Origin of the sequence: Streptomyces sp. NPDC091280, from assembly GCF_044768565.1 — a bacterium.
Lineage (GTDB): Bacteria > Actinomycetota > Actinomycetes > Streptomycetales > Streptomycetaceae > Streptomyces.
Genome location: NZ_JBIVUZ010000006.1, coordinates 160500 through 185676 on the forward strand (window position 1 = coordinate 160500; position 25177 = coordinate 185676).

At 72.7% G+C, this 25177-nt stretch carries 26 protein-coding genes; 13 read left to right on the forward strand and 13 right to left on the reverse strand.

Annotated elements, in window-relative coordinates; genetic code table 11:
• Positions 1–44: 44 nt before the first annotated feature.
• Complete coding sequence (locus tag ACIQPR_RS19520; protein ID WP_403649763.1) at positions 45–941, reverse strand: proline iminopeptidase-family hydrolase; 897 nt, start codon at positions 939–941, stop codon at positions 45–47.
• 242 nt (positions 942–1183) lie between these two features.
• Here ACIQPR_RS19520 and ACIQPR_RS19525 point away from each other — a divergent pair, with 242 nt between their 5' ends.
• Positions 1184–1942 carry a FadR/GntR family transcriptional regulator gene (locus ACIQPR_RS19525; RefSeq protein WP_403649766.1) on the forward strand — a complete coding sequence of 253 codons (759 nt, stop codon included), beginning with the start codon at positions 1184–1186 and terminating at the stop codon, positions 1940–1942.
• Here ACIQPR_RS19525 and ACIQPR_RS19530 read toward each other — a convergent pair.
• Positions 1939–2781: a PhzF family phenazine biosynthesis protein gene (locus tag ACIQPR_RS19530; protein ID WP_403649768.1), complete on the reverse strand. Its 843-nt coding sequence runs from the start codon at positions 2779–2781 to the stop codon at positions 1939–1941. The two genes, ACIQPR_RS19525 and ACIQPR_RS19530, sit on opposite strands and share 4 nt — an antisense overlap.
• 49 nt (positions 2782–2830) lie before the next feature.
• Here ACIQPR_RS19530 and ACIQPR_RS19535 point away from each other — a divergent pair, with 49 nt between their 5' ends.
• From ACIQPR_RS19535 to ACIQPR_RS19545, 3 genes are all read left to right on the forward strand, one after another.
• Complete coding sequence (locus ACIQPR_RS19535; RefSeq protein ID WP_403649771.1) at positions 2831–3874, forward strand: permease; 1044 nt, start codon at positions 2831–2833, stop codon at positions 3872–3874.
• Entirely contained in the window at positions 3871–4605 is a 735-nt protein-coding gene (locus ACIQPR_RS19540) for a TIGR03943 family putative permease subunit (protein ID WP_403649774.1), read from the forward strand. The genes ACIQPR_RS19535 and ACIQPR_RS19540 overlap by 4 nt, the downstream gene beginning before the upstream one ends.
• Before the next feature lie 89 nt (positions 4606–4694).
• Positions 4695–7823 carry an ATP-binding protein gene (locus tag ACIQPR_RS19545; protein WP_403649776.1) on the forward strand — a complete coding sequence of 1043 codons (3129 nt, stop codon included), beginning with the start codon at positions 4695–4697 and terminating at the stop codon, positions 7821–7823.
• Here the strand turns inward: ACIQPR_RS19545 and ACIQPR_RS19550 are convergent.
• Positions 7804–8595 (reverse strand): ABC transporter permease, encoded by a 792-nt coding sequence (locus ACIQPR_RS19550; RefSeq protein ID WP_403649779.1) that lies wholly within the window; start codon positions 8593–8595, stop codon positions 7804–7806. The genes ACIQPR_RS19545 and ACIQPR_RS19550 overlap by 20 nt on opposite strands.
• Positions 8592–9563, reverse strand: a complete 972-nt coding sequence (locus ACIQPR_RS19555) for an ATP-binding cassette domain-containing protein (protein ID WP_403649781.1) — start codon at positions 9561–9563, stop codon at positions 8592–8594. Before ACIQPR_RS19555 ends, ACIQPR_RS19550 begins: the two co-directional genes overlap by 4 nt.
• Before the next feature lie 242 nt (positions 9564–9805).
• Between ACIQPR_RS19555 and ACIQPR_RS19560 the strand changes: the two genes are divergently transcribed.
• Positions 9806–10258, forward strand: coding sequence for a phospholipase (locus ACIQPR_RS19560; RefSeq protein ID WP_403649784.1), 453 nt, complete (start codon positions 9806–9808; stop codon positions 10256–10258).
• A gap of 75 nt (positions 10259–10333) precedes the next feature.
• Here ACIQPR_RS19560 and ACIQPR_RS19565 read toward each other — a convergent pair whose 3' ends face one another.
• The gene (locus ACIQPR_RS19565; protein ID WP_403649787.1) at positions 10334–11113 is read right to left on the reverse strand and encodes a DeoR/GlpR family DNA-binding transcription regulator; all 780 of its coding nucleotides are present in this window, start codon (positions 11111–11113) and stop codon (positions 10334–10336) included.
• 123 nt (positions 11114–11236) lie between these two features.
• On the opposite strand from ACIQPR_RS19565, the gene ACIQPR_RS19570 reads away from it, so the two are divergent.
• Positions 11237–12130, forward strand: a complete 894-nt coding sequence (locus ACIQPR_RS19570; protein ID WP_403650613.1) for an SIS domain-containing protein — start codon at positions 11237–11239, stop codon at positions 12128–12130.
• A 42-nt stretch (positions 12131–12172) separates the two neighbouring features.
• Complete coding sequence (locus ACIQPR_RS19575; protein WP_403649790.1) at positions 12173–13042, forward strand: ketose-bisphosphate aldolase; 870 nt, start codon at positions 12173–12175, stop codon at positions 13040–13042.
• Here the strand turns inward: ACIQPR_RS19575 and ACIQPR_RS19580 are convergent.
• Entirely contained in the window at positions 13032–14165 is a 1134-nt protein-coding gene (locus tag ACIQPR_RS19580) for a methyltransferase (protein WP_403650615.1), read from the reverse strand. The genes ACIQPR_RS19575 and ACIQPR_RS19580 overlap by 11 nt on opposite strands.
• Before the next feature lie 78 nt (positions 14166–14243).
• Here ACIQPR_RS19580 and ACIQPR_RS19585 point away from each other — a divergent pair, with 78 nt between their 5' ends.
• The 4 genes from ACIQPR_RS19585 to ACIQPR_RS19600 all read left to right on the forward strand — a co-directional run bounded on the left by ACIQPR_RS19585 (position 14244) and on the right by ACIQPR_RS19600 (position 17700).
• Complete coding sequence (locus ACIQPR_RS19585) at positions 14244–14885, forward strand: alpha-ketoglutarate-dependent dioxygenase AlkB family protein (RefSeq protein WP_403649793.1); 642 nt, start codon at positions 14244–14246, stop codon at positions 14883–14885.
• Between the two features lie 48 nt (positions 14886–14933).
• A complete protein-coding gene (locus ACIQPR_RS19590) occupies positions 14934–16148 on the forward strand; it encodes an ROK family protein (protein WP_403649795.1) in 1215 nt (404 codons plus the stop codon).
• Positions 16149–16255: 107 nt separating this feature from the next.
• Positions 16256–16507, forward strand: a complete 252-nt coding sequence (locus ACIQPR_RS19595) for a hypothetical protein (protein ID WP_403649798.1) — start codon at positions 16256–16258, stop codon at positions 16505–16507.
• 11 nt (positions 16508–16518) lie between these two features.
• Positions 16519–17700 (forward strand): SPFH domain-containing protein, encoded by a 1182-nt coding sequence (locus ACIQPR_RS19600; RefSeq protein ID WP_403649801.1) that lies wholly within the window; start codon positions 16519–16521, stop codon positions 17698–17700.
• A gap of 40 nt (positions 17701–17740) precedes the next feature.
• Here ACIQPR_RS19600 and ilvY read toward each other — a convergent pair whose 3' ends face one another.
• On the reverse strand, positions 17741–18592 hold the full coding sequence (gene ilvY / locus ACIQPR_RS19605) for an HTH-type transcriptional activator IlvY (RefSeq protein WP_403649804.1): 852 nt from the start codon (positions 18590–18592) through the stop codon (positions 17741–17743).
• An 88-nt stretch (positions 18593–18680) separates the two neighbouring features.
• Between ilvY and ACIQPR_RS19610 the strand changes: the two genes are divergently transcribed.
• A complete protein-coding gene (locus tag ACIQPR_RS19610; protein WP_403649807.1) occupies positions 18681–20150 on the forward strand; it encodes a ketol-acid reductoisomerase in 1470 nt (489 codons plus the stop codon).
• A 19-nt stretch (positions 20151–20169) separates the two neighbouring features.
• On the opposite strand, the gene ACIQPR_RS19615 is transcribed toward ACIQPR_RS19610, so the two are convergent.
• From ACIQPR_RS19615 to ACIQPR_RS19640, 6 genes are all read right to left on the reverse strand, one after another.
• Positions 20170–20940 carry a TIGR03943 family putative permease subunit gene (locus tag ACIQPR_RS19615; protein WP_403649810.1) on the reverse strand — a complete coding sequence of 257 codons (771 nt, stop codon included), beginning with the start codon at positions 20938–20940 and terminating at the stop codon, positions 20170–20172.
• Positions 20937–21947 carry a permease gene (locus ACIQPR_RS19620; RefSeq protein WP_403649813.1) on the reverse strand — a complete coding sequence of 337 codons (1011 nt, stop codon included), beginning with the start codon at positions 21945–21947 and terminating at the stop codon, positions 20937–20939. The genes ACIQPR_RS19615 and ACIQPR_RS19620 overlap by 4 nt, the downstream gene beginning before the upstream one ends.
• Positions 21948–22130: 183 nt before the next feature.
• Positions 22131–23054, reverse strand: coding sequence for a phosphotriesterase (locus ACIQPR_RS19625; protein ID WP_403649816.1), 924 nt, complete (start codon positions 23052–23054; stop codon positions 22131–22133).
• Entirely contained in the window at positions 23051–23635 is a 585-nt protein-coding gene (locus ACIQPR_RS19630) for a DUF4865 family protein (protein ID WP_403649818.1), read from the reverse strand. Before ACIQPR_RS19630 ends, ACIQPR_RS19625 begins: the two co-directional genes overlap by 4 nt.
• A gap of 11 nt (positions 23636–23646) precedes the next feature.
• On the reverse strand, positions 23647–24042 hold the full coding sequence (locus ACIQPR_RS19635) for a cupin domain-containing protein (protein ID WP_403649821.1): 396 nt from the start codon (positions 24040–24042) through the stop codon (positions 23647–23649).
• A 12-nt stretch (positions 24043–24054) separates the two neighbouring features.
• Positions 24055–24657, reverse strand: a complete 603-nt coding sequence (locus ACIQPR_RS19640) for a TetR/AcrR family transcriptional regulator (RefSeq protein WP_403649824.1) — start codon at positions 24655–24657, stop codon at positions 24055–24057.
• Between the two features lie 213 nt (positions 24658–24870).
• Between ACIQPR_RS19640 and ACIQPR_RS19645 the strand changes: the two genes are divergently transcribed.
• Positions 24871–25167, forward strand: coding sequence for an SHOCT domain-containing protein (locus ACIQPR_RS19645; RefSeq protein WP_403649827.1), 297 nt, complete (start codon positions 24871–24873; stop codon positions 25165–25167).
• Positions 25168–25177: the final 10 nt, after the last annotated feature.

Here is a 25177-nt window from a genome sequence, read left to right on the forward strand (position 1 = left end):
CTCCCGTCGGGAAAACGGCTGTTGGTGGGCCGGGGAGCGGTTGCTCAGTCGGCGGAGTCGAGGAAGGTGCCCACGACCCGGAGGTAGAGCTCTTCCTCCTCGACGTGCGGCATGTGGCTGGAGTGCTCGAACATGTGCCAGCGCGCATCGGGGATGTGGTCGGCGAACGGACGCAGGGTCTCGGGAGTCGCCTCGTCGTACCGCCCGGACACCAGCAGGGTCGGTGCCTCGACGAGATGCAGCCGGTCGATCACCGACCAGTTCTTCAAGGTGCCCACGACATGGAACTCGTTCGGCCCGTTCATCGTGTGGTAGACGGTCGGGTCGGCCGCGATGTTCTCCCAAGTCGCCTGCACCTCGGGCGGGTTGGGGGTCAGCCGGCACACATGGCGCTCGTTGAAGACCTGCTCGGCGGCGAGGTAGTCGGGGTGGTCCGTGGTCCCGGCCGCCTCGTGGGCGAGCAGGGTCCGCTGGACCTCGGGCGGCAGTGCGGCACGCAGTTCGGCCGCCGCCGCGAGCCACAGCTCCATGGACGCGGGGGAGTTGGCGATGACCAGACCGCGCAGCCCGGCCGGTCGGCGTACCGCGTGCTCGGCGGCGAGCATGCCGCCCCAGGACTGGCCGAGGAGGTGGTAGGCGTCGGCGATGCCCAACGCGGCGAGGAGGTTGTCGAGTTCGTCGAGGAAGAGCTGGACGGTCCAGAAGTCGGCGCCCTCGTCGGGCAGATGGGTGGACAGCCCGGTGCCGAGCTGGTCGTAGTGCACCACCGGGCGTCCCTGCTGTGCGATGCCCGCGATGCTGAGCGTGTAGTTGTGACCGGCGCCGGGGCCGCCGTGCAGGACGACCAAGGGGGTCCGGCCGGGTTCGCCGGTGATCCGGTACCAGGTCGACCGGCCGTTGAAGTCGACGGTGCCGGTGTGGTTCGGTTCGGGAATCGCCACGCGAGGGCCTCCCAGAGGGGCCGGACGCGAGCCGGCCGATGGCGGAAACGGAAAAGGATGTGACGGATGGCAGCGATGGTGATTGGGTAAAAGGTCAGCGCACAAGACCTTTTAGTGGCGGCTGGGCAAGACGTAACGGCGAGTTCACGTGGCCCGCGCCCGTTTACAGAAGTGGCACCGAAGGGGGAGGACAACTGACATCCGTACCTGAGGCATCCGAAGCCGGGGACGAGTTCTCACGCGTGCTCGACCGCGTCCTCCTCGGCGGTTCCCCGTCCTCCGCGCTGCGCCCGGTACGGGTGGCCTCGGCGGTCGACGAGGTGTCCGACCGGCTGCTCACCGCGATCGCCGTCGGCGACTTCCTGCCCGGCGAACGGCTGCCGGCCGAGCGCGAACTCACCGGGCTGCTGCGGGTCAGCCGCCCCACCGTGCGCGAGGCGGTGGCCCGCCTCCAGGCCGTCGGCGTCGTCGAGATCCGCCGTGGCCGCAACGGCGGGACCTACGTCCGCGACAGCTGGACCGAGTCGACGGCGGCCGCCGTCCGGCACACGCTGCTGCCCCGCTGGGAGGAGTTCGAGCAGCTCTTCGACCTGCGCGGGCTGGTCGAGGGAATGGTCGCCGCGACCGCGGCCCGGCGCCGCCGCGCCGAGGACCTCGACGCCATGCGGGACGCCCTCTCCGCCTACCTCTCCGCCAGCACCCAGCGCGACGCGCACACCGCGGACAGCGCCTTCCACCAGGCCGTCCGCGTCGCCACGGCCAACCCGCAGATCGTCATGCTCAGCCAGGACCTGCTGGCCCGGATCAGCCTCGGCTTCCCGGTCGAACCCTGGGGCAAGGGCGAGCAGGCCCACTTCCATCAGGGCGGTGAGGACCACAGGGCCCTGTACGAGGCCATCGCGGCCGGCGAACCGGAGCGCGCCGAGGAGATCGCGCGGAGTCACTTCACGATCAGCGCCGACCTGATCCGTGCCGTGCTGGCCCGGGTCCGTTCCCGCTAGACGGCCAACTCCCTTGCGGCAGCTTCGACTTCCGCGACGCCGCCTACCTGCGGCACCGGCCGCGCGCTCGCGGTGATCGTGGCCGGGCTGCCCAGTGCGTCGCCCATGTCGACGGTGATCCCGGTGACGCCCCGGTCGGCCAGGTCGGCGGCGAGGCAGGCCGTGCTGTTGGCGTTCGCGATGTCCTCCGGGACGCCGATCGACGGCGCGAACATGCGCGCCGCGATCCGGCCGGAGCGCGTCGGCACCGAGTAGACGTAGCAGCCGAGGAACCCGAACCGGTCGCAGGCCGCCCGGAGGCGGTCGAAGTGCGGGGCGAGCGCGGTGAGCGCGGAGCGCGAGGTGACCGGGACCAGCAGGCGTTCGCGGCCGATCGAGGCCACGCGGGCACCGGGGGCGAGTGCGCCGGGCGGGACGCGCAGGGCCGGCAGGACGAGTCCGCGCTCGGCCGTCGTCGGTTCCCGCAGCCCGACAGGACCGGGTTCGAAGGCGGCGCGGACCCGGGCGCCCTCCCGTACGGCCCGTCCGGCGAAGGAACGCCCCGCCGCGCGCAGGGTGCCCCGGTACTCGGGACCTCCGGCGCGCTCCGCGAGGAACGCCAGGGCGGCGACCGTGCCGTGGCCGCAGGCGGGCAGCTCGCCCTCGGCGGTGAAGAAGCGCAGCGACACCTCGGACCCGCGCGGCGCGACGAACACGGCGTGCGAGGTTCCGACGAGCACCGGCACCCGGCACCGCTCGGCGTCGCTCAGCGGCACCTCGTCCAGCACGGCGGTCGGGCTGCCGCCGTGGCCCTCCCGCAGACACGCCCGGACGATTGTGACGGACAGTCGGCTGATCACGCGAGAACCGTACTATCTTCTGTCGCAACATCAGACATTCGGAGCAAAAATGCCAAAAACGGATGAGCTGCTTGATGTGACGGAGGCGGTGGCCCCGGCCGCCGTCCACCCACCCGAGCGACGGCGCCGCCGCCCGCGCAGACCACCGCCCGCGACGGTGTTCGCCGCCGCCCTCGGACTGGCGGTCTGCGCCCTCCTGCTGTCGGGCACCCCCTGGCTCGACGGCCCCGCCGTGGCCGCGTGGCGCACCGTCTGCCTGGCCATCACCGTGCAGGCGCTGCCCTTCCTCCTCCTGGGCACCGCCCTGTCCGGGGCCATCAACGCCTTCGTGCCGGCCGACCTGTTCACCAAGGTGCTGCCCAAGCGCGCCGTGCTCGCCGTCCCGGTCGCCGGGATCGCCGGGGTCGTGCTGCCGGGCTGCGAGTGCGCGTCCGTGCCGGTCGCCAACAGCCTGATCCGCCGGGGCGTCACCCCGGCCGCCGCGTTCGCGTTCCTGCTGTCGGCGCCCGCGATCAACCCGATCGTGCTGACCGCCACCGCCGTCGCCTTCCCCGGCAACCCCGCCATGGTGCTGGCCCGGCTGCTCGCCTCGCTCGCCACCGCCGCCGTCATGGGCTGGCTGTGGCTCTGGCTCGGCCGTACCGAGTGGCTGCGCCCGGTCGTCCGGCACACCGGACACCAGCACGGACACAGCCGCCTCACCGAGTTCCGGCTCGGCTTCCAGCACGACTTCCTGCACGCGGGCGGCTTCCTCGTGCTGGGCGCGATGGCCGCGGCCACCTTCAACGTGACCGTCCCGCGCTCCGTCCTCGACACCTTCTCCGGCTCGCCCTGGCTGTCCGTGCTGTTCCTGGCCGCGCTCGCCGTCGTCCTCGCGGTCTGCTCCGAGGCCGACGCCTTCGTGGCGGCCTCGCTCACCGGATTCTCACCCACGGCCCGGCTGGCCTTCATGGTCGTCGGCCCGATGGTCGACCTCAAACTGATCGCCCTCCAGGCGGGCACCTTCGGCCGGGCGTTCGCCGTACGTTTCTCCACCGCGACCACCGTCGTGGCCGTGGCCGCCAGCGTCCTGATCGGAGGCGTCCTGCTGTGAAGCGCACCGCGCAGATCACGCTCCTGGTCCTGACCGGCCTGGGCCTGCTGCACACCGCCCTGTTCACCGACCTCTACCTGCGCTACGTCAAGGAGGGCCTGCGCCCCCTGCTGATCGTCTCCGGCGCCCTCCTGCTCCTCCTGGGCCTGGCCCACGCGGCGCTCGACCGCGACACCGGCGAGCACGACGACCACGCGCACGCCCACGGCCACGACCACTCCACCGCCCCCCGCATCGCCTGGCTGCTCTTCCTCCCCGCGCTCAGCCTCCTCCTCTACGCCCCGCCCGCCCTCGGCGCCTACACGGCCGCGCACGCCGGCAGCGAGACCGTCGCCCGGCACAAGCGCTTCGCCGCACTGCCCGCGACCACCCCCCTCCCGATGACCCTCACCGACTTCACCACCCGGGTCCAGCAGGACAAGGAACACGCGATCAGGGGCCGTACCGTCGAGATGACCGGCTTCGTGACACCCGGACAGGGCGGCGCCTGGGACCTGACCCGGATCATCTTCACCTGCTGCGCCGCCGACGCCCAGACGGTGAAGATCCGGATGTACGGCACCCCCGCCCCGCCCGCCAACACCTGGCTCGCCGTCACCGGAACCTGGCACACCCGAGGCGCCCTCGGCACCAGGTCCGCTGCGGTCGCCCTCGACGTCCACGGCACCCGGACCATCGCCCAGCCCGTCAACGCCTTCACCGACGACCTGCCCCTGACCCCCTCCCGCTGACGCCAACCGCCTTCGACGACAGGGGTGTTGGGGCAACGGCCGCCCCACGGCGGGAGCCACGGCCGCCCGGCCTTGGCTAATCTGCACAGGTGACCACCGATCTCACCCTGCTGCCCCGCGTCGCCCACCGCGGACAGGAGGTGACCGCGCCCCGGCTCCGCGGCCTCCTCGCGCTGCTCGCCGGCGATCTGCGCACGGGGTGCAGCACCGAGCGGCTGGTCGCGGGGCTGTGGCCGGAGGAACTGCCCGAGCGGCCGGGCAAGGCGGTCCAGGTCCTGGTGTCCCGGGCCCGCGCCCAACTGGGCGCCGACGTCATCGCCAGCACCCCGACCGGCTACCGGCTCACCCTCGCCGAGGAGCAGGTCGACAGTTCCGCCCTGCTGCTGCACGCCTCGGTCGGCGCCGACCGGTCCAGGGCCGGGGACCACGCGGGCGCGCTGGCCGCCGCCGAGGCCGGACTCGCCCTGTGGGAGGGCACCCCCGATGGGGACCCCGACAGCGCCGACCCGGTGGCCGTCCTGCGCGCCGAACGCGCCCCCGTCCACGGCGCGCTCGTCCGCGCCCGGGCCCTCGCACTCGCCCGCCTGGGACGGCACGCGGAGGCGGCCGGCCCGCTCGCCGCGGTCGCCGCCGCGCACCCCCGCGACGAGGAGGTGCTCGCCGAACTGCTGCGCGCCGAGGCCGCGTCGGCCGGCCCGTCCGCCGCCCTGACACGCTACGAGGCGTACCGCAGGGAACTCCGCGACGACCTCGGCACCGACCCCGGCGCCGCGCTCAAGGCCGTGCACAAGGAACTGCTGCGCGGCGAGGCACCCGCGGTCAGACACGGCGTACCGCACGAACCCAACCCCCTCCTGGGCCGCGACGAGGACATCGCGGCGGTCGAAGGCTCGCTGCGCGCCTCCCGCGCCGTCACCGTCGTGGGCCCCGGCGGCCTCGGCAAGACCCGGCTCGCGCACGCCGTCAGCCGCCGGGCCGAGCAGCGCGTGGTGTACTTCGTGCCGCTGGCCGGCGTCACCGGCGACGCGGACGTGGCCGCCGAGGTGGCCGCCGCGCTCGGCGCGGGCGAGGGCCGGCCCGGCGCCGTCAACGGCCACGACCCGGTGGCCGGCATCCTCGGCGTCCTCGGCACCGGGCCCGCGCTGCTGGTCCTCGACAACTGCGAGCAGATCGTCCGGGGCGCCTCCGCCCTCGTCCAGGCCCTCGTCTCGTCCTCGAAGGACCTGCGGGTGCTGGCCACCAGCCGCGCCCCGCTGGGCCTGACCTCGGAGGCGGTGTACGCGCTCCCGGAACTCGGCCTCGACACCTCCGTCGAACTGTTCGCCCAGCGGGCCCGCGCCGCCCGCCCCGGCGTGGAACTGCCCCCGGACGCGGTGACCGAACTCTGCCGCCACCTCGACGGACTGCCCCTCGCCGTGGAACTCGCCGCGGCCCGGGTCCGGGTCCTGTCGGTGCCGGACATCGCCCAGCGCCTCGGCGACCGGTTCGCCCTGCTGCGCGGCGGCGCACGGGACGCGCCCGAACGGCACCGCACCCTGCACGCGGTCGTCGAGTGGAGCTGGAATCTCCTCGCCGAGGACGCCCGGGCCGCGCTGCGCACGCTCTCCGTCTTCCCCGGCGGCTTCCTCGGCGACGCGGCGGAGCAAGTCCTGGGCGAGGACCCGCTGTTCCTCCTGGAGCAACTGGCCGACCAGTCCCTGCTCACCGTCGCCGACACCCCGGCCGGCGTCCGGTTCCGCATGCTGGAGACCGTACGGGAGTTCAGTGCCGCCCGCCGCGCCGAAGCGGGCGAGGACGAGGCGGCCGTGGACCGATTCCTGCTCTGGGCGCGGGACTTCGGGGTCGCCCACCACGACGTGCTCTTCGGCTCCGACGCGCAGTCCGCCTGGGAGCGCATCAAGGCCGAACAGGACAACCTCCTGTCGGCCCTGCGCCACGCCCTGGCCCGCGCGGACGGCCCGACGACCGCCGCCGTGACCGCCGTCCTCGCCGCACTGTGGTCCACCGGCACCAGCTACCCCCGCCTCACCGCGCTCGCCGAGGACACCGGACCGCCGCTGTCGCACTACCGTCCCGAACCCGCGTACGTCGAAGTGGCCCGCACCGCCGCGGTGTTGGGCGCCGCGACCGTGTTCATGGGCCCCGGCCCCCGCGCGGTACGCCAGCTCGCCACCCTGCGCCGACTGCCCCCGGCCCCGCCGGACACCCTGATGCGCGCCACCGCGGTCGTGCTCAGCGCGATCCCCGAGATCCGGCCGCCCGACTACGGCGTGCTGCGCGCGCTGTGCGCCAGTGAGCAGCCGCTGCTCTCCGGTATCGCCGAGTGCGTGGCCTGCTACGTCTGGGAGTTCGAGCACGACATCGACCGCGCGCTCGTCTCGGCCCGCAGGGCGGTCGCCGGACTGGCGCCGGTCGACAATCCGTCCGTGCAGCTCATGGTGCACTCCCGGCTGAGCGAGCTGTGCCTGCGCACGGGACGCGGTGCGGAGGCGTACGAGCACCTGAGGGCGTCCCTCGCCGTGCTGCCGCGGCTCGGCGACGGCCACGACCACATCGGTGTTCGCTCGCTCCTTGTCTTCGCGTGTCTTCAGCGCGGCGAGCTGGAGGAGGCGGAGGAGTGGCTGCGGCGCGCCGAGCGCGACAACTCCCCGGGCCAGGACGACTTCTACCGGCCCGACCTGTGCGGGCGTGCCGAGATCGCGCTCACCCGTGGGCTGACGGAGGTCGGACTGGGCCTGTGGCGCGGGGTGGTGGAGCGGATGCTCGCGGCCGGCTCGGCGCGCGGCGGCCAAGCCCCCCTCGACCCTTGGGCGTTGGTGATCCAGGCGGTCGCGGTGACCGCGCACGCCTACGCTGGCCGTCTGGCGCCGGTCGCGGAGCTGATCGCCCGGTTGCGGCTGCGGCTGGGCGCGCTGCTCGCGGAGCCGGTCGGCTCGCCCGCCGAACTCCCCATGTTCGGGACGGTGTTGCACGCCCTCGGCCTGGTCGCGCTCGCCTCCGGCGACACCGCGGGCGTACGGATGCTCGCGCTGGCCGAACGGCTGCGGGTGATGCGGGAGTTCCATCCGACGATGTCGGCGGAGCGTGCCCGGGAGGCGGCCGAGGAAGCCGACAGGGCGGCGTACGCCGACGCGGTGTCGGAGTACGCCGCCCTGGGGCGCGACGAGTTGCGGGCGGCGGCCCGCGCGGTCATGGCGGTTACTTCGGGTCGCGCTTGAACGAGGCCATCGACCAGCGGTAGCCGAGCGCGGTCAGTGCGACGCACCAGGCCAGCGCGATCCACCAGTTGTCACCGATCTCCGTGCCGAGCAGCAGTCCGCGCAGGGTCTCGATCGCGGGCGTGAAGGGCTGGTACTCGGCGATCGGCCGGAACCAGCCCGGCATCGTGTCGGCCGGGATGAAGGCGCTGGAGATCAGCGGCAGCAGGATCAGCGGCTGGGCGCTGTTGGCCGCCGCCTCGGCGTTCGGGCTCGCCATCCCCATGCCGACCGCGATCCAGGTGAGCGCGAGGGAGAACAGGACGAGCAGTCCGAACGCGGCCAGCCACTCCAGCCCGGTGGCGTCCGTGGACCGGAAGCCGATGGCCACGCCGACGGCGCCGACGAGGACCACGCTGGCCACGCACTGGAGCACGCTGCCCACGACATGCCCGACGAGCATGGACCCGCGGTAGATCGCCATGGTCCGGAAGCGGGCGATGAGTCCCTCGTTCATGTCCATGGAGACGTGCACGGCGGCCCCGATCACCGTGCCGCCGATGGTCATCATCAGGATGCCCGGGACGATGTAGGCGATGTAGGCGGAGCGGTCCGCGCCGCCGCCGCCGATGCCCGCGCTCATCACGTCACCGAAGATGTAGACGAAGAGCAGCAGCAGCATGATCGGCGTGAGCAGCAGGTTCAGGGTGCCGGACGGGTAGCGCCAGGCGTGCAGCAGATTGCGGCGCAGCATCGTGTTCGAGTCGCGCAGGGCGAGGGCGAGGGTGCTCATCGGGCGTTCTCCTTCGGCTGGTGGGGGGCCTTGCTGTCGCCGGTGAGGGCGAAGAACACGTCGTCGAGGTCGGGGGTGTGCACGGTCAGTTCGTCGGCCTCGATGCCGGCGGCGTCCAACCAGTCGAGGACGGCGCGCAGTTCGCGCTGGCTGCCGTCGCTGGGGATCTGGAGCGACAGCGCCTCGTCGTCGCGGGTGACCTCGCGCAGCTCGGTGGCGGCGGCCTGGTAGGCGGCCGGGTCGGTGAAGCGGAGCCGGACGTGTCCGCCGGGGACGAGCCGCTTGAGTTCCTCCGCGCTGCCCTCGGCGGCGATCCTGCCGTCGTGCAACACCGCGATGCGGTCGGCGAGTTCGTCGGCCTCCTCCAGGTACTGGGTGGTGAGGAAGACGGTGACGCCGTCGGAGACCAGCGCGCGGATGATGCCCCACATGGTGTGGCGGGAGCGCGGGTCGAGGCCGGTGGTCGGCTCGTCGAGGAAGATGATCCGCGGGCCGCCGACCAGCGTCATGGCGATGTCGAGGCGGCGCTTCATGCCGCCGGAGTAGGTGGCGGCGGGCTTCTTCGCGGCCTCGGTGAGGTCGAAGCGCGCGAGGAGTTCGGCGGCCACCCGCCGGCCCTCCCGCCTCGGCAGATGGTGCAGATCGGCCATGAGGAGCATGTTCTCCTCGCCGGTGATCAGCCCGTCGACGGCGGAGAACTGCCCGGTGACGCCGATCATGGCCCGCACGGCCTGCGGGTCGACGGCCAAGTCGTGCCCGCCGACGGTCAGTTGACCGGCGTCGGCGGCGATGAGGGTGGAGAGGATCTTGACGGCGGTGGTCTTACCGGCGCCGTTCGGGCCGAGCAGGGCGAACACCGTGCCGGCCGGTACCGTCAGGTCGATGCCGTCGAGGACCGTCTTGTCCCCGTAGGCCTTGCGCAGCCCCTCGGCCGCGATGCCGAGTGCGGGCGATGTCGTTGTCGTCATGCCGCAGAGCGTGCGGCAGACCGCATTCAGCGTGGTTTCACGGCGGTTTCACCGCCCGGAGCCGCCCGCCCGTGCCCGCCGCCCCAGGTCTCCTCATGGGGTTCATGTCCCGATCTCCCGGCACATCCGAGAGTTAACGGGTCATTGGGGCACATGCGGTGTGAAGGCGGGGTCGAGCCGGAAATCATCTTGTCATGAACCTGCGATCCGACCGGCGGATCGCGGTCTCATGGAGGTGTTGGATGCACCGCAGACTCGCCACCGGTCTCGCCGCCTCGACTCTGGCCCTGGTCGCCGTCGTCGCCACCGCGACAGCCGCCACCGCCGTACCCGCCGACAAGCCCCAGGTCCTCTCCAGCTGGACGCAGACCAGCGCGTCGAGCTACAACCTCTGGGCCGCGGCCCGCGCCAACCAAAGCGCCTGGTCCGCCTACGAGTTCGACTGGTCCACCGACTACTGCTCCGACTCGCCCGACAACCCCTTCGGCTTCCCCTTCGCCACGTCCTGCGCCCGCCACGACTTCGGCTACCGCAACTACAAGGCCGCGGGCGGCTTCGACGCCAACAAGTCCCGGCTCGACAGCGCCTTCTACGAGGACCTCAAGCGCGTCTGCGCCGCCTACAGCGGTGCCACCGCGACCGCCTGCAACAGCACCGCGTGGACGTACTACCAGGCCGTGAAGATCTTCGGCTGACACCTCGTCAACCGCCGGGCAGCTGCGGGACGTCGCCCCTCGGCGTCCCGCGACTCCGGCTCCGGCGCGGCGGGTTCACACCGCGAGCACCGCGACCCCCGCCTCCTCGAACCGCCGTACCGTCTCCGGCGCCACCGCCGTGTCCGTCACCAGCGTGTCCACCGCCTCCACCGGGCAGATCCGGGCGAAGGCCCGCTGCCCGAGCTTGCTGGAGTCGGCCGCGACGACCACGCGCCCGGCGCGCTCGCACAGCAGCCGGTTGATCGCGGCCTCCGCCTCGTCGTGGGCCGCCGCGCCGTGCGTCACGTCGATGGCGACCACACCGAGCACCGCCACATCGACGGTGATCTGCGAGAGCACCCCGTCCGCGAGCGGCCCGACGAGTTCGTACGACTGCGGGCGCGCGACCCCGCCGGTCAGCACGATCTTGAACTGGGGCCGTACGGCCAGCTCATTGGCGATGTTGAGCGCGTTGGTCACGACGGTCAGCGCAGGTGTGCCGGAGCCGAGATCGCCGCGCACGGCCAGGGCGCGGGCGACTTCCGTGGTCGTCGTACCGCCGGTCAGGCCCACCGCCTCGCCCGGTGTGACGAGCTCCGCGACGGCCTTGGCGATGCGCTGCTTCTCGGAGGCGTGCCGCGCGGTCTTGTAGCGCAACGGCAGTTCGTACGACACCCCGTGCACCACGGCGCCGCCCCGCGTGCGGACCAGCATCTGCTGCTCGGCGAGCTGGTCGAAGTCACGGCGGATGGTCGCGGCCGACACCGCGAGATCGGCCGCCGCCTCCTCGACGTCGAGCCGTCCGCGCTCCACGAGCAGCTCCAGCAGCGCCTGCCAGCGGGCGTCGCGCGACATCCGCACTCTCCGTTCCTCGATTCTCCGGCGACCCTAGCGCACCCCATCCTCTTCAGTTTGCTTGATTCTGCTCGAAAGCTCGCTATATCTTGCATGAACGAGCATTTCTGGGAGGGGTGCGCCATGACCTATGTCGAGGACGAACTGAAGAGCCAGCCCGAGTGCTGGACCCGCGCCGCGTCGCAGGCACCGAGGCATCGGGAGGCGCTGCCCGCACCCGGGGAGCGGGTCGCCGTCGTCGGCTGCGGCACCTCCTACTTCATGGCGCAGGCGGTCGCCGCCCTGCGCGAGGGAGCGGGCCAGGGTGAGACCGATGCCTTCGCCGCCTCCGAGTTCCCCCACGGCCGCCCGTACGACCGGGTCCTCGCCCTCACCCGCTCCGGCACCACCACCGAAGTACTGGAACTCCTGGGCCGGTTGAAGGGCCGCACCCGCACCACCGCGATCACCGCCGACCCGCACACGCCCGTCATGACGGCCGCCGACGAGATCGTGGTCCTCGACTTCGCCGACGAACGCTCCGTCGTACAGACCCGGTTCGCGACCACCGCGGTCACCCTGCTCCGCGCCCACCTGGGCCTGCACAGCGACGCCGTGGTCACCGACGCCCGCACCGCGCTCGCCGCCGAGATACCCCAACAGCTCGTCGCCTGCACGCAGTTCACCTTCCTCGGCCGCGGCTGGACGGTGGGCCTCGCCAACGAGGCGGGCCTGAAGATGCGCGAGGCCTCCCTGTCCTGGACCGAGGCCTACCCCGCGATGGAGTACCGGCACGGCCCGATCAGCATCACCACCCACGGCACCGCCACCTGGATGCTCGGCGAGGCACCCGAGGGACTGGCCCAACAGGTGCGCGCGACCGGCGGGTTGTGGGTCGAGGGCGGCCTCGACCCGCTCGCCGAACTCGTCCGCGCCCAGCGCCTCGCGGTCGCCGTCGCCGCCCACCGCGACCTCGACCCGGACCGCCCGCGCCACCTCACCCGCTCGGTGATCCTCGAAGCCTCGGACAGGCCCTGACTCCCTGAAGCCCGGCACCCAGACTCCAGGAAAGGACCGGCCGTGCCGCTCGTCACCACCGGCGCACTCGTCCCCCGCGCCGCCGAGGCCCGCTCCGCCGTGGCCGCCTTCAACATCATCACGCTGGAACACATCGAGGCCGTCGTCACCGGCGCGGAGTCCGCCGCCGCCCCCGTGGTCCTCCAAGTCAGCGAGAACGCCGTCGCGTTCCGCCACGGCCGCCTCCTCCCGCTCGCCCGCGCGGCCGTCGCCGCCGCCGAACGGGCCGCCGTACCCGTCGCGTTGCACCTCGACCACGTCCAGAGCGACGACCTGCTCCGGCAGGCACCGGACGCCGGATTCAGCTCCGTCATGTACGACGCGGCCCGCCTGCCCTACGCCGACAACCTCGCCGCGACCCGCGCCGCCGCCGACTGGGCCCACGCCCAAGGACTCTGGATCGAGGCCGAGTTGGGGCAGGTCGGCGGCAAGGCCGGCGAGCCGCCGCTCGACGCCCACGCTCCCGGAGCCCGCACCGACCCCGCCCAGGCCCGCGCCTTCGTCGCCGACTCCGGCGTCGACGCCCTCGCCGTCGCCATCGGCAGCTCCCACGCCATGACCACCCGGACGGCCACCCTCGACCACGACCTCCTCAAGCGGCTCACCGCCGCCCTGGACGTCCCCCTCGTCCTGCACGGCTCCTCAGGGGTGCCCGACGACGAGCTGACCGCCGCCGTCGCCGGCGGCATCACCAAGGTCAACGTGGGCACGGCCCTCAACCTCGCGCTGACCGGCGCCGTCCGCGCCCACCTGGCCGAGCACCCCGACGCGGTCGACCCCCGCAAGTACCTGAGCGTGGCGCGGGAGGCGATGGCCGGGGAAGTGGCCCGGATCATCGCCGTGCTCGCCGAGCCCGGCCCGGCTATCGCCTGACGGCCTTCAGCACCACGAACTTCGGGTCGCTCGCGACGAGTTGACTGTTGCCGAAGAACCGCCGCAGTTTCACGTGATACGCGAGATGCCGGTTGCCGACCACCCACAGCTCACCGCCCGGTCGCAGCGCGCGCCGCGCGTCGGTGAACATTCGCCAGGCCGTCGCGTCGGTCGTCGCCTGGTGCGAGTGGAACGGCGGATTGTTCAGCACCAGGTCCACGCTCTCGGCCGGGACCCCGCTCAGCCCGTCCCCGACCCTGAACTCGGCATGCCCCGGCACCCCGTTGGCCTTGTACGTGGCCTCGGCGGACGCCACGGCCTGGAACGACTCGTCCACGAACAGGACTTCGGCCTCCGGATCGGCCAGCGACACCGCCGTACCGACGACACCGTTGCCGCACCCCAGGTCGACGACCCGGCGGGGGCCCCGGCCCGAGGGCAGATGGCGGAGGAAGAACCGGGTGCCGATGTCGAGACGCTCGGCGCAGAACACACCCGCGTGATTGACCACGGTCCGCCCCGAGACCGTACCGATGTCGTCGGGCAGGGCGTAGCTGTGCGGCCAGGGATTGGCGGCCCGGGTCCCCGGGGACCGGGGCGCGCAGTGGATCAGCCGGGCCTTCTTCTCGGCCAGCGAGGTCCGGGTCGGACCGAGGATCCGCTCGAACAGCTTCAGCGTCGAGGTGTGGATCTCCTTGACCATGCCGGTCCCGACCACGACCGTGTCGGCACGCACCCCGGGTGCCAGCCGCAGCAACTGGTCCTCCAGCAGCGCGAGGCTCTTCGGCACCCGCACCAGCAGCACGTCGACCCGCTCGGGCGGCGGATCCTGCGTGGTGAGCAGCCGTACGGAGTCCGGGGCGACCCCGTTGCGCGCCAGGTTCGCGCGCGTCGCCTCCTGGGTGAGGAACGAGTCCGTGATCTGCGCCGGACGGTGCCCCGCCAGCGCCGTGGCCAGGGCGCCCCAGCGGTCGCCCACGATCACGACCGCGCCGGACAGCGGGCTGTCGCGTTCCGCGAGGTGTCGCAGCAGGTACTCGTCGGACGCGTCCCAGGCGCGCAGCCGGTCGCGCGGGTCCTCGGGGAAGCGGGCCAGGGCGCGGTCGCCCCACGGAGTCGTCATGCGGTCGATACGGTCGTCCATCGTGCGCCAAGGCTAACCGAGCGTCGGCCCGCGACCGGTCGGGGCAGGATGGAGCGCATGGACGCCGAGCTGTTTCCCCGGGCCCGCACGGAGATCGCCCCGGGCGCGGTGCACCTGCCGGACTGGCTCGCCCCGGACCGTCAGCGCACCCTCCTGAGCGCCTGCCGCGAGTGGGCCCGTCCACCGGCCGGCCTGCGTACGGTCCGCACCCCCGGCGGCGGCACGATGACCGCCCGACAGGTCTGCCTCGGCTGGCACTGGTACCCCTACGGCTACTCCCGCACGACGAGCGACGGCGACGGCACCCCGGTCAAACCGTTCCCGCGCTGGCTCGACGAGCTGGGACGGCAGGCGGTCACCGACACCCTGGGGGCGCCGACGTCGTCGTACGACATCGCCCTGATCAATTTCTACGACGCCGACGCCCGCATGGGCATGCACCGCGACAGCGACGAGAAGTCCGGTGCGCCGGTCGTCTCGCTCAGCCTCGGCGACACCTGTGTCTTCCGCTTCGGCAACACCGCGACGCGCACGAAGCCCTACACGGACGTCGAGTTGCGCAGCGGGGACCTGTTCGTGTTCGGCGGCCCGTCACGACTGGCGTACCACGGCGTGCCGAAGGTCCACGCGGGTACCGCGCCCCGTGAGTTGGGACTGACGGGCCGGCTGAACGTCACGCTCAGGGTGAGCGGGTTCTAGCCTGCGCCCCTGGTGGCTCCGCCTGCGGATCATGGGAGACTCCCCCTCATGAGCGGCGAAGGGACAACCTCAAGGGCGCGACTGGACCGAGGACGCGGCGCCCTCGGCCCCGCGCTGGAACTCGTGCACACCGGCCGCGCTCCCACCCGCGCCGTCCTCACCGCCGAACTCGGCGTGACCCGCGCGACGGCCGGCGCGGTCGCCGCCGAACTGGAGGCGCTGGGCCTGATCAGGGTCGACGCGAGGCCCGGTGCGGCGGCCGGTTCGCAGGGCCGGCCCTCGCACCGGCTCGCGCTCGCCGAGGACGGCCCCGTCGTCCTCGCCGCCCAGGTGCACGCCGACGGCTTCCGCGCCGCGCTCGTCGGACTCGGCGGCCGGATCGTGGCGACGGCCCCTGGCTGCGAGGCCGTGGACGCCGACCCGGCGAAGGTGCTCGGCTCGGTCGTCGAGGCCGGCGCGGGGCTGCTGCGCGAGACGGGCCGACGCTGCGTGGGCGCCGGCCTTGCCGTGCCCTCCGCCGTCGCCGAGCCCGAGGGACTGGCGCTCAACCCGCTCCACCTCGCCTGGCCCGCGGGGGCACCGGTACGGCGGATCTTCACCGAGTGCGTGCGCGCGGCCGGTCTCACCGTGCCGGCGTTCGCGGGCAACGACGTCAACCTCGCCGCGCTCGCCGAGCACCGGCACGGCGCGGGCCGGGGCGCCCGCGACCTGCTGTGCGTGGCCACCGGACACCGGGGGGTCGGCGGCGCGCTGGTCCTCGACGGCCGTCTGCACACGGGGAGTTCGGGGCTCGCGCTCGAAGTCGGACACCTGACCGTCAACCCCGAGGGCCGCCCCTGCCACTGCGGAAGCCGGGGCTGTCTCGACGTCGAGGCCGACCCGTTCGCCTTCCTCGCCGCCGCCGGCCGCGACCCCGGCCCCGAGGTGTCCCTGCTCCAGCAGTCCAACGACCTGATCCGCGACCACTACGACGACCCGTCCGTGCGCGGCGCCGCCGAGACGCTCGTCGACCGGCTCGGGCTCGGGCTCGCCGGGCTGGTCAACATCCTCAACCCCGACCGGATCATCCTCGGCGGACTGCACCGCGCCCTCCTCGACGCCGACCCGGACCGGCTGCGCGCGGTCGTCGCCGACCGGAGCCTGTGGGGCCAGAGCGGGGGAGTGCCGATCCTCGCCTGCACCCTCGACCACAACAGCCTGGTCGGCGCCGCCGAGTTGGCCTGGCAGCCCGTCCTCGACGACCCGCTGGCGGCACTTTCCTGACCGCGCGGACGGCGGGTGACGGAAGGAATCGACGAGCCCGTTGGGAGCCGGGCCGGAGTAGGTCTATCGTCGGAAACCTAAGGCCAGAGGATGGAGGGCGGCCGGTGATGCCGCAGGATGAGCCCGTGATCGGATGCACGGGGCAGGTGATCATCGGAACCCGCGGCAGCGCGGGCCCCGGCGAGGTCCTGGTGCGCGTCCGGGGCGGCTCCGAGACCTTCCTCGCCTGGTCGGACGATCCTCTGCCCACGGGGGCGACCGTGCTCGTGATCGAGTCGCGTGGGGGTCGTGAGGTCCACGTCATCGAATGGGTGGATCCATTGGACGCGCTGGGCGGGGACCCCGCCGGCGCAGAGTGAGGAGTACCAGCATGTTCGGTTACCGCGTTCCCGCTCCCGACGAGGCGATGCTGATCTCGGGTGGCAGGCGGGGACTGGGGGGCGCGCCGTTCCGCGTGGTGACGGGGCACGGGAAGTTCGTGCTCCCGGTGTTCCGCAAGACCCGTTTCCTCACCCTGGCGATGTGCGAGGCGGAGGTCACCGAGACCTGCGTGACCCGGCAGGGCATCGCACTGAACGTCCGTGCCGTGATCGCCTTCAAGGTCGGCAACGACACCGAGAGCATCATCAACGCGGGCCAGCGCTTCCTGTCCGACCAGGACCAGATGTCGGTCCTGACCGGCCGTATCTTCGCCGGCCACCTGCGCGCGATCATCGGCTCGATGACCGTCGAGGAGATCGTCACCGAGCGGCAGAAGCTCGCCGCCGAGGTCCTGGACACCTCGAAGATCGAGATGGCGAAGATCGGCCTCATCGTCGACTCGCTCCAGATCCAGTCCATCGACGACGGCGCCACCGGCTACATCGACGCCATGTCCGCGCCGCACAAGGCGGCCATCCAGCGCCAGGCCCAGATCGCCCAGGCACAGGCCACGCAGGCCTCGGCCGAGGCGGAGCAGGCGGCGGCCCGCAACCAGGCCGAGTACGCCCGGCAGACCGCGATCGTCAAGGCCGAGTACTCCGCCGAGGTGGACCGCGCCCAGGCCCAGGCCGCGCAGGCCGGACCGCTGGCACTGGCCCACGCCCAGCAGGAAGTGCTCGCCGCGCAGACCGAACTGGCCCAGCGGCAGGCCGAGTTGCGCCAGCAGCAGCTCGTCGCCGAGATCGTCAAGCCGGCCGAGGCCGAGGCCCAGCGGATCAAACTGCTCGCCATCGCCGAGGCGGACCGCATGAAGATCCAGGCGGAGGCGGCGGCCTCCTACGACCGGGTCGCGCTCGACCGCATGCTCATCGACCAGCTTCCGCAGATCGTGAAGGAAGCGGCGGGGGGTCTCGCGGGGGCCAACGTCAACGTCCTCAACGGCGCGGACGGACTCGGCGAGATCGCGGCCGGGCTGGTCTCGCAGGGCCTCACCATCCTGGACTCGGTCCGGGGGAACCTCGGCAACGCCGACAACGACGGCCGCCGCCCCGGCGACGACGTCAAGAACCTGCTCCAGCTCCCGGCGAAGAAGGACGACAAGAAGAACGACGGGCCGGTCGACCTGGACTGAGCGCTCCACCCGGAGCGCGGTTCCGCGCGGCCCCGGTCGGCTACGGCGCCGTGAGACTCCACAGGGCCGCTACCAGGGGCCGGCGCAGGTCCGTTCGCCGTACGCACAGGCCGATCGGGAGCGGCTGCGGGGCGGGGTCCGCCGCGATCACCGCCAGCCGCTCCCGCACGGCGCTGCTCTCCAGCACCAGCCGGGGCACCACGCCCGTGCCGCAGCCCAGCGCGACCAGGGTCAACAGGCCCTCGTGGCCGTCCGGTTCGCAGGCCACGTCCGGTGTCGTGGCACGGGCCCGGAACCAGCGGTCGGCGGCCTCCCGCACCAGGCCCCGGTGCGGCAGGACGAACGGGCCGTCTAGATCCGGGTCGGGGCGGTCGCGGGCGGTGACCAGGACCAGTTCGGTCACCGCGACCGTCCGGCTCACCAGCGGTTCCGGCAGCCGCGCCGGGATGCCCGCGACCGCCACGTCCACCTCACCCTCGTCGAGCCGGGCCAGCGCCGCCGCCGCGTCACCGGTGCGCAGATCCAGCCGCACCTGGGGATGCGCGGCCCGGAACGGCGCCAACAGGTCGGGCAGCAGCGCCTGGCAGGCGGTCACCGTGGCGAACAGGGCCAGCCTGCCCGTGAGTTCGGCCGGATCGGGATGCTCCTCGCGGTAGGCGCGCCACAACTCCAGCGCCTGGACGGCGTATTCACGGAACCGGTGCCCCTCCGCCGTCAACGACACACCGCGCGCCCCACGGTCGAACAGCCGCTGCCCGAGATCGGCCTCCAGCCGCTGCACGGTCCGCGTGAGCGTCGCCGGACTGACATGACAGTCGAGGCTCGTCCGACCGAAGTTCAGCGTCTGCGCCAGATGGAGAAAAAGCCGTAGCTCCCGATGATCGTCCCGCATACCGCGACCTGGCCCTTTCATCTCACGCAACAGCCCGCTGCACATGTTGCGCTTGCCGCAACATGTGCCCGGAGCCTACAACTCCACCATGACCTCGACCACGCACCCCTCCGCCGTCTTCACCCTCGAAACGCTGGACGTGCCCGGCGGCACGGAGACCGTCCTGCGCGGCGGCCGGCACCTCTTCCCCCTGCTCCCGAAGGCTTTCGCCGGCGTCCGCCGCATCGGCGTCATCGGCTGGGGACCGCAGGGCCGCGCCCAGGCCCTCAACCTGCGCGACTCCCTCGCCGGTACCGACATCCGGGTCGGCGTCGGCCTGCGCCCCGGCTCGGCCTCCGCCGCCGACGCCCGCGCCCACGGCTTCACCGAGGCGGACGGCACCCTCGGTGACTGGCTCGCCGTCACCGCCGACAGCGACCTGGTCATCCTGCTCATCGCGGACGCGGCCCTCGCCGCCCACCACGAGGAGATCTTCGCGGCCCTCAGGCCCGGCGCCACCATCGGCCTCTCCCACGGCTTCCTCCTCGGCCATCTCCGCGAGAACGGCGGCGAGTTCCCGCCCGGACACGGCGTCATCGCCGTCTGCCCCAAGGGCATGGGCGACTCCGTGCGCCGCCTCTACGAACAGGGCGCACAGCTCAACGGCGCCGGAATCAACAGCAGTTACGCCGTCCACGCCGACCCGGACGGCCGGGCCGCCGACCGCGCGCTCGCCTGGTCGGTCGCGCTCGGCTCGCCGTACACCTTCCGCACCACGCTGGAGAGCGAGTACCGCTCCGACATCGTGGGCGAGCGCGCCATCCTGCTCGGCGCGGTGCACGGCATCGTGGAGAGCCTGTTCACCCGCTACCGGCTGACCGGCGACGACCCGGTGACCGCCTACGAGCGGTCCTGCGAGAACGTCACCGGCCCCATCGCCCGCACCATCTCGCACACCGGACTCCGCGCCGTCCGCCAGGAGTTGGACCCGGCCGGACGCGAGGTCTTCGACCGCGCGTACTCGGCGACCTACGGCCCCGCCCGCGAACTCGTCGCCGAGATCTACGACGAGGTCGCGGACGGCACCGAGCTGCGCAGCGTCGTCCTGGCCGAACGGCGGCTCGGCGCACGGGAGATGAGCGGGATCGGCGGTTCACCGATGTGGGCCTCCGGAGCGGCGGTCCGCGCCCGCCGGGCCGAACACGCCCTGCCCGTCGAGCCGTTCACCGCCGGGGTGTTCGTGGCGACGATGACCGCCCAGATCGACGAGTTCGCCGAGCGCGGCCACCCCTGGTCGGAGATCGTCAACGAGTCCGTCATCGAGGCGGTGGACTCCCTGCTGCCCTACATGCACGCCCGCGATGTGGCGTACATGGTCGACAACTGCTCCCGCACGGCCCGCCTGGGCGCCCGCCGCTGGGGCCCGCGCTTCCAGGCGGCCTACGAGCAGATCGCCTACCCGGCGTCCGAACTCCCGCCGGACGAGGCCCTGTTGACGGCCTTCGACACACACCCCGTGCACGAGGCACTGGCCGCGGCGGCGAAGCTGCGGCCGTCCGTGGACATCTCGGTGGCCTAGCCGTCGGCCACCGGTCCTCTCAGCGCGAGGCCGGGAAGGGCAGGGCGTCCTGATAGGCGTTCACCGGCTTGGCGACCTTTTCCACGGTGACGCCGTCGAGCGCGGCCGGGGCGGAACTCGTCCCCAGGGTTCCGCCCGCGTGCCAGGTCCCGGTGATCGTCACCCAGGTGTTGGCGGCCAGCGCCGGGATGCCGTAGACCCGCACCTTGATGGACTGGGCGTCCGCCGCGCAGCACGAGATCATGATGCGGGTCAGGTCCCAGGAGGTGCTTCCTTCGTCCGGCGTGACGAAACCGGTCATCTGGACGGTACGGCCCTTGATGGTCCCCTTGCGGTCCTGCTGCACGCGGGTGGTGAAGTCGGTGAGCGTCATCGGCAGCGGCGAGGTCGCGGGCAGCGGATCGAAGGAGTCCTGCTGGGCGACGGCCTTGGGGGCGGCCCGGGAGGCGGTGTAGGCGCCGAGGGCGGGCGGGGCGTAGAAGAGCAGGCTCAGCGCGGGGAGGAAGAGCAGCCAGGCGACGCGGGGCACCTTGGAGTGGTTGTGGCCCGCGTGCTCGTCGGCGGGTTCGGTGAGGTCGTCGTGGTCGTGACCGTGGCCGTGGGCGGCGCCCGGCTTCGGGCGGGACCACGCCTCCGCGATGGCCAGCAGGACCAGCAGGAACCCGGAGGCGACCAGCATCGGGCGCATGCTCGGCTTGACGTAGCGCAGGCACAGGTCGGTGAAGAGCGAGGCGTGCAGCAGGCCCAGGCCGCTGAGGACGAGCAGGGTCACCTGGAGAGGGCGTCTCACAGCAGTACGGCTCCGATCAGCGCGCTGGACAGCACCGCGACGACCGTCGTGGCGGCGGAGAAGCGGACCGCGAAGGCCCGGCCGAACGTGCCGGTCTGGAGGGCGATCAGCTTCAGGTCGACCATCGGGCCGACGACCATGAACGCGAGCCGGGCGGTGGGGGAGAAGCCCGTGAGCGAGGACGCCACGAACGCGTCGGCCTCGGAGCACACCGCGAGGATGATCGCGAGCGCGGCCAGGAACAGGACCGACAGCCAGGGCGAACCGGCGAACGTGTCGAGCACGGAGCGCGGTACGGCGACGTTGAAGGTCGCCGCCGCCATCGCCCCGACGACCAGGAACCCGCCCGCGTGCAGGAAGTCGTGCTGGAACCCGGTGCGGAACTCCGTGAATCGGCTGTGCCCCGGCTGGTGCCCGGTCTGGCGCGCGACCGGGCGCAGCCACTCCGCCCGCCCGAGCCAGAGCCACAGCCAGCCCATCACCACGGCGGTGGCGAGCGAGGCGAGCAGCCGGGCCAGCACCATGACCGGGCTGGCGGGGAACGCGATGGCGGTGGCGGTCAGCACCACCGGGTTGATGGCGGGCGCCGACAGCAGGAACGCGAACGCGGCGGCCGGGGTGACCCCGCGTCCGATCAGACTGTTCGCGACCGGCACCGACGCGCACTCGCAGCCCGGCAGCACGACCCCCGCCATCCCGGCGACCGGCACCGCCAACGCGGCCCGCTTCGGCAGGATCCGCGTGAACACCCGCGCCGGCACGAACGCGTTGATCGCCCCCGACAAGGCCGTGCCCAGCAGCAGGAAGGGCAGCGCCTGTGTGGTGATGGCCAGACACACGGTCCGCCAGGCCTGCACGGCCGGCGAGTCCAGCCACCGCCCGACGGAGAAGAGCACCAGGCCGGGCAGAACCGCGGCCCCCAGCAACAGCAGCGGCCAGGACCGGGGCCACCCGGCCCGCACGACTTCCGCCTCCGCCGCTCTGGGCGGCTCAACCGTCGTCTGCACACGAGCTCCACATGTTCGTTGTCCGCGTCGAACATAGCGGGCTCCCGTCAGCCCCCGGCGACCGGCTCCGGGAAGAGCGCCCGGGCGGCCACCCCGGCGCGGGGCGCGAGGCGCTCCACGGGCCGCCCCTCAGCTCGGTTCCACGGCCCGGCTCCGTTGCACGGCTCAGGCCCGTTCCACGACTCAGCCACGTGCCACGGCGAACGCCCGCGCCGGGTTCTCCCGGAACACGCGCCCCACCAGTTCCTCCCCCAGCTCCAGCGCGAGCCGCGGCCCCACCCGTCGCAGCAGATACGGCATCCCCGGCCCGCCGTCCACCGAACGCGCACCGGCGACCACCGTGTCCCCGCCGAGCAGCAGCCGGTCGCCGAAACCGGCCTCGGCCAGCGCCCGGACGCCCTCCGGCATACGCCAGTCCGTGGCGTGGTGGGCGCGGGACGGGCCGTCGAACGCCAGGTAGGCACCCGCCTGCGCGGCCTGACGCTGGACCACGGGATCGGGGGAGCGATTGAGATGGCCGAGGATCACCCGATGCGGTGCGACGCCCAACTGTCCGCACAGCAGGTCGAGTACGTCGAGCGCGCCCGTGCCCAGCTCCAGGTGGACGGCGATCGGCGCCCCCGTCGCACGGTGCGCCTCGGCCGCGGCGGTCATCGTCCAGCGGGCGTGCGCGTCGAGGCCGTGGAAGCCGCCCGCGACCTTGATGAACCCGGCCCGGACCCCGGACGGCCCGATGCCCTCCGTCAGCTCGGCGACGAAGACCTCGGCGAGCCCGCCGCGCAGTTCTCGGAGCAACTCCGGGCTGTAGTGCGCCGCTTGGTGCAGTCCGGTCGCGCAGACGATGTGCACCCCCGTGGCCCGCGACAGCACGGGCAGGTCGGCCACCCGCCGCCCCATGCCGTACGGCGTCCACTGCACGACACTGTCACCGCCGACCGAACGGAACGCGGTCAGCTCGGCGCGCGCGGTCGAGGCGTCGTCCAGTTCCTGTCCGGGGAGCCGCGGGCTGCGGAGGAAGAGATGGTCGTGCGCGTCGCACACGCCGAGCCGCCCCGGTTCCACATCCCCCAGCACCGTACGGACGGTGGCCGTGACGGTGTCACTCACCACTGACGGCCACGCGGCAGCGCGCCCCGCCCCGGCTCCGAGACGTGCAGGACCTGGAACACGTCCCCCTCCGCCTTCGGCGTCCCGTGCTCCCAGAGCGAGAAGTGGACCAGCTCCCAGCGGTACGGGTCGACGGCCGCCGCGGCGAGCACGGCACCCTCCTCGTCGGCCAGCCGCCGGGTCTCGCCTACCGCGTCCTCCATGACCGCGCCCAGTTCCACGCCCTGGGGTATCCGCCGTCGGCCGCGCACCGCGACGGCGGCCGGGGAGCCCGCGGCGCCGCCCTCCTCGTAGGCGAGGCCGGACCACTGCCGTACCTCCGGCCGGCCGAAGTCGTCGGCGAGCCGCTGGAAGGCGCCGCCCCAGAGGAAGCGGTTCATGCCCTCGACCGTGTTCCACAGATAGAAGGGCGCGTACTGGTTGACCGGTGAGCCGTGCACCCCGCGCTCGCGCATCAGGTATGTCTTGAAGCCGAGGCCGTCCCAGTCGTCGAGCAGTCGGCCGACGCGCGCCACCCGGCCCCGGATCGCGTCCATGTCGTAGTCGGCGGGAAGGGTGAGCTCGTACTGCATCGCGTGCATCAAATGCCCTCTCAGGAAGGGTAGTTCGCGGGGTCGACGTGCTCGTGCCAGTCGGCGGTGGTGCCGTCCTCGGCGGCCTCGACGACGGCGAGATGCGTCATGAACGTGCGCGGTCCGGCGCCGTGCCAGTGCCGCTCGCCCGGTTCGATCCACACGGTGTCGCCCGCGCGGATCACCTCGACGGCACCGCCCTCGCGCTGCACGAGCCCCTCGCCCTCCGTCACGTACAGCACCTGGCCGTGCGGATGGGTGTGCCAGGCGGTGTGCGCGCCGGGCGTGAAGTGCACGCTGAACATCCTTATCCGCGACGGCGGTTCGGGCGCGGCCAGCGGGTCGAGCCACACCGTCCCGGTGAAGTTCTCCGCCGAACCCTGCCGTGTGTCGGGGCGCTTCCTGGTGATCTGCACGTGCCTGGACTCCTATCGGGAGGACTTGGAAGTGGGGGAGGGCATGGAGGTGAGCGAGGGCATGGGGGAGAGCAGGGACAGCAGTCCCCTGACGCCCGCGTCGAACGCGCCCGGTGAACCGGACGCGCGGGCCAGGACGTACCCGCCCTGCACGGTCGCGAGGATCGTCGAGGCGATCTCCTCACCGTCCAGCTCCGCCCCGAACTGCCCCTGTTCCTTGCCTTCTTCGACGATTCCGGCGAGCCGCTCACGGATCGCGTCGAGCGCCGCGTCGACCGGCTCGCGCAGCTCGGCGCTGGCGATCACGTCCGGATCCATCGTCAGCCGCCCGACCGGACACCCGCGCAGCACCTCGCGTTCGCGCCGCAGATACGCCTCGATCCGCTCGTACGGCGTGCCCGGCCCGTCGAGTGCCCCTTCGGCGGTGGCGCGCAGCTCCTCGGCCGTCCGCCTGATCGCGGCCAGCGCCAGATCCGGCTTGCCCTTGAAGTGGTGGTACATGCTGCCCTGCCCGGCGCCCGCGCGCTCCAGGATCGCCTTGGGGCTGGTGCCCACGTACCCGCGCTCCCACAGCAACTCGCGGGTGGACTCGATCAACCGCTCCGGGGTGCTCATGGAAGGACTGTACATACTAGTAGTTACAGAAGTCGAGACCCCAAGGAGCAGCCGGAACGGTCCCGCGTACTCCCCGGGAGGTACACACACTGCCGCTGGCCGTACGACGACCCGCACCCCTCCCCGGAGTCAGTCTCGATACAGCGCCGGAACAGCACCGGCCCGACACCGAAAGCCCTTCACGGGCCCGGGACTCCTTGGAGATGAATCGACATGCAGACTCTCGCGAACTGGAACGGCGGCGGCCCCGGCCCGTGGATCCTGTTCTTCCCGCTGATCTGGGCGGCCGTGGTGGTCGGCGTGGTGACCGTGCTCCGCCGCACGGCGTGGCGCGGCCGGAGCGGCCCGTGGCGCGCGATGGGCGACACACGCCCCGCCAGCGACTCCCCCCTCGCCGTCCTCGGCTGTCGCTTCGCCTCCGGCGAGATCGACGAGGACGAGTACTGGCGCCGACTGTCCGTCCTGGACGAGCAGTTCGGCCGCGTGGGGAGGGGTGGCGGCCCGGCGTGACCACCATTCG